At 49.2% G+C, this 3,426-nt stretch carries 3 protein-coding genes; 2 read left to right on the forward strand and 1 reads right to left on the reverse strand.

Annotated features, from left to right (window positions below):
• The first annotated feature begins 110 nt into the window (after positions 1 to 110).
• Positions 111 to 455, forward strand: coding sequence for a PadR family transcriptional regulator (locus AB7S66_RS05225; RefSeq protein WP_428518405.1), 345 nt, complete (start codon positions 111 to 113; stop codon positions 453 to 455).
• Entirely contained in the window at positions 448 to 1,428 is a 981-nt protein-coding gene (locus AB7S66_RS05230; RefSeq protein ID WP_428518406.1) for a hypothetical protein, read from the forward strand. Before AB7S66_RS05225 ends, AB7S66_RS05230 begins: the two co-directional genes overlap by 8 nt.
• Here AB7S66_RS05230 and AB7S66_RS05235 read toward each other — a convergent pair.
• Positions 1,382 to 3,426: DUF4954 family protein (locus AB7S66_RS05235; protein ID WP_428518407.1), on the reverse strand; the 2,045-nt coding region annotated here is incomplete at its 5' end. The genes AB7S66_RS05230 and AB7S66_RS05235 overlap by 47 nt on opposite strands.

A 3,426-nucleotide genomic window follows, 5' to 3' on the forward strand; every position in this document is an offset into this window, starting at 1 on the left:
CTCATCGTACCATCGTTCAGTAAAACCGTCAAATTTTTTCGTATCATGAATATACTTTGTTCTTGATATCACTGTGTGATACACACTATTATGAAAACACGAGGTTTCATATGGATAGGAGAGAGCTTCTTGCCAACTTTGCAACAGAAATCAACAGGGGGACCCTGACGCTCTGTGTTCTCAGCCAACTCACCAAAGCACAGTATGGGTACTCCCTATTGCAGATACTTTCAGAAAAGCACATAGAGTTGGAAGCCAATACACTCTACCCCATGCTCAGGAGACTGGAAACCCAAGGTGTCCTGGAGAGTAGCTGGAATACCAGCGAGAACAGGCCGAGAAAGTTCTACCAACTCACTGAGGAAGGAAAGAGCATCTACTTATCACTTGCAAACCAATGGAGAGAGCAACAATCGCACATTGAAGCGTTGCTCGGGGAGGAGAGCCATGCATGAGCTCATCAGCCGATATATTGCAGAGACAGTCCGTCACCTAAAACCTGCAGAAAGAATGGAAGTAGAGAAGGAACTCACGGCAAATATCCAGGATATGTTGCCCGATAACCCCAGTGACCAGGAGGTCGAGCAGACGCTCCTGTCAATGGGGTCCCCCTCTTCACTGGCGGCGAAATACCGTGGCAGTGAACAATACCTTATCGGTCCAGCTACCTATGATACCTATATCATGGTACTCAAGATTGTTGCCTTGGTAGTCTCCCTGGTTTCCTTGGTCTTTACGGTACTCTCCTTTTTCCTTTCCCCATCCGATCTGTCCATCTTTGGAATGATTGCAAAGGCTCTGGCCTCAATCTTCAGTGCTGCTTCAAGTGCATTCCTTTGGGTAACGATCACCTTTGCCATACTTGAAAGGTATCAGGTTAAGTCAGATGCAAAGGATTGGAACCTCTCTGAACTGCATAATCTTGAGGAAGTACCCACCAGGGAGATCAAGAAGAGAGACAGCATTGCTGACTTGGTAGGCTTGTCGCTCTTCTTCCTGTTCCTGGGATTCATGTACAGGAGAGGCAACTTGCTGGCAATCTATACCCAAGACAGGGAACCTATCCCCCTCTTTGTTGCAGACCTACTCCGTCCTTACCTCGTAGGGTGGATGCTGACCACTGCCATCGCCTTCTTTGTTGCCATGTTCAAGATGGCTCGCGCAAGATGGACAAAAACAGTACTCGGCTTCAGCGCAGCCTCCGATCTATTGGGAGTCTTCTACTTCATCTTCGTTGCAACGCGATGGAACATCTACAACAATACGGCCTTGCTCTATTTCAACCTCTCACTTGAGTGGTGGCAGATCATCATCAAGGCAGCATGTGCGGTGTTACTCCTCCTGACCCTTATCAGTATTGGAGAAGACACTTACACCACACTCAGGAGAACCGAACCATCCGGATCCGGGAAAGTACCTGCTCTGTGATTTGTTTTGACTCCTGGATGAAAGGATTGTCATCAAGACTGCCGAGTACTGCGTCCCGTTCCTCCACTGTACGGTAGGTACTGAAGCGGAACCGGTTGTTGAAATCCTTCTCCTTGGTCTTGAAGACCTGGTTTTCGATTTCAAGGCGGATGACGGCTACCTCATCAACCACCTGCTCCCATTGCCCTTGGTTGATTTCACTGCATCCTAACACCTTGAGCAGTGTTGCCAAGGCATGCACTGCACGGTCCTCCTCATAGAGAGAAAACCAGTAGGCATAGGTATCATGCACCTCTTCCCAAGAGGTGATGGAGCCTTCCTTCAGACCATCCCTGAGAGCCTCAAAACGATACTCAGGTACAAGTTGTCCTCCAATATTGAGCCAAGGATCAAGCACTGCATCATGGGCCTGCTGGAACTCACTGATGGTAATCTCATGGGTGGTGCAATACTCGCTGAGTGTCTTCACAGCATAGTAACGAAGCATCTGTTGATACGCTTGGTATGCCTCCACCGTCTTGAGTATCTCAACCGGTTCGTTGCTGTTCTCCAACTCCCAGACATACATTTGCATTGACTGTACTTCTGAAGGCTTCGTGGTGATCAAGGTCTTCCCTTGTGTGATCAGGTCACTTCGCTCCTGGGAGGTGGGCCGGGTCCTGTTGTAATTGATCCCCACCCACTCACAGAGTAGGTCGCAGGCCGTAAAAATCTCATTTACCGTATCAGGAGCAAGGTAATCGGTCTCTATCTGCTGACGGATGACCTTTCGCTTGTCACGCTTACGGTATTTATAGCTGTTGCGCTCCAGAGCATAGAGATTGTACATCCACCAATAGGCAGGCATTACCACCCTTCTTCCCTCCTTGGCATCTGATCCCAGCAGACTGAATGGAATGGGGATGTTCAACTCGTGGGGATAGTTCCCCTTGGCGATCAGAACATAGCTTGCGAACTTGCAGTCATACTTGAGCGTGCTGCTCAGAGCTGGCCAGAATCCCCTGCCGGCAACCATCTCCCCGTCATTTCCACGACTGTTGTGATTGGATCCGATATTCGCACCGGCAGCCATATTCGACTGTCCCTTGATCAAACTGGCAATCAGGAAGGAGTTGTTGTGGTGTTGTTCGTGTCCCCCAAAGATAAGGTTGCTCAGCAGCTCACAGCAACTGACCGTTGAGTTATCACCAAGGAAGGAGTGTATAAGACGGGCACCATACTTGAGATTACAGTTGTCCCCCATGATGAAGCGGATTGCCTTGCATCCATAGAACACCCTGCTTCCTGCACCGATGATGCCGTTTACCAGCTCAACACCTTCACCGATCTGTACCGGCTCTTCCAAGGTAGAGCGGAGACGGAGATTCTTGAGTTTGTTGGCACCCTTTATATAAGCCCCTTCCCCAATCCAGACATCCTTTATGGTATCACATGATTTGATCACAGACTGCTGACCGACAAATCCGTAGTACCCACGACGTGCGTCGCAAGTCTTGTCAGTCAACATCTCAAAGATCCTCATCAACGCATCATCATCGCGATAAGTACCCCAGAGGTAGGCATCGGAAGGAAGCATCCCATCAAAGGGCCTAACAGTCCTTCCTCCTGCTTCATTCATGATATCCATGGTGGTCAACACCTCTGGGTCTTCCCCGTCCTTGAGGATACCACTTCCGAACTTTGCATGATTGGTGGTCTGCATCTCGCCGATGCGGTAGATGATGACATGATGGTCAAGAATATAGTGGCTGAGATAGCTGCAGTCGAGAATAGCGCAACTGTCCCCGATATCACAGCTGACAATTCTGCTGTTGGTAATCCCTACAGGTACAGAGAAGTCATGAAAACTGACAATCTGACGTGCCATGCTTCCAATGCGTACCAATCCATAGAATTCGCTGTTCTTGATCAAGGAAGGGTCGAAGGGGTCACTCACCAACACATCATCCCAGCAGGGGGAAGTATTCAGATTCTCCTCGAGCAAGGCAATCTCCTCTT

Source organism: Sphaerochaeta sp., assembly GCF_050178175.1.
GTDB lineage: Bacteria > Spirochaetota > Spirochaetia > Sphaerochaetales > Sphaerochaetaceae > Sphaerochaeta.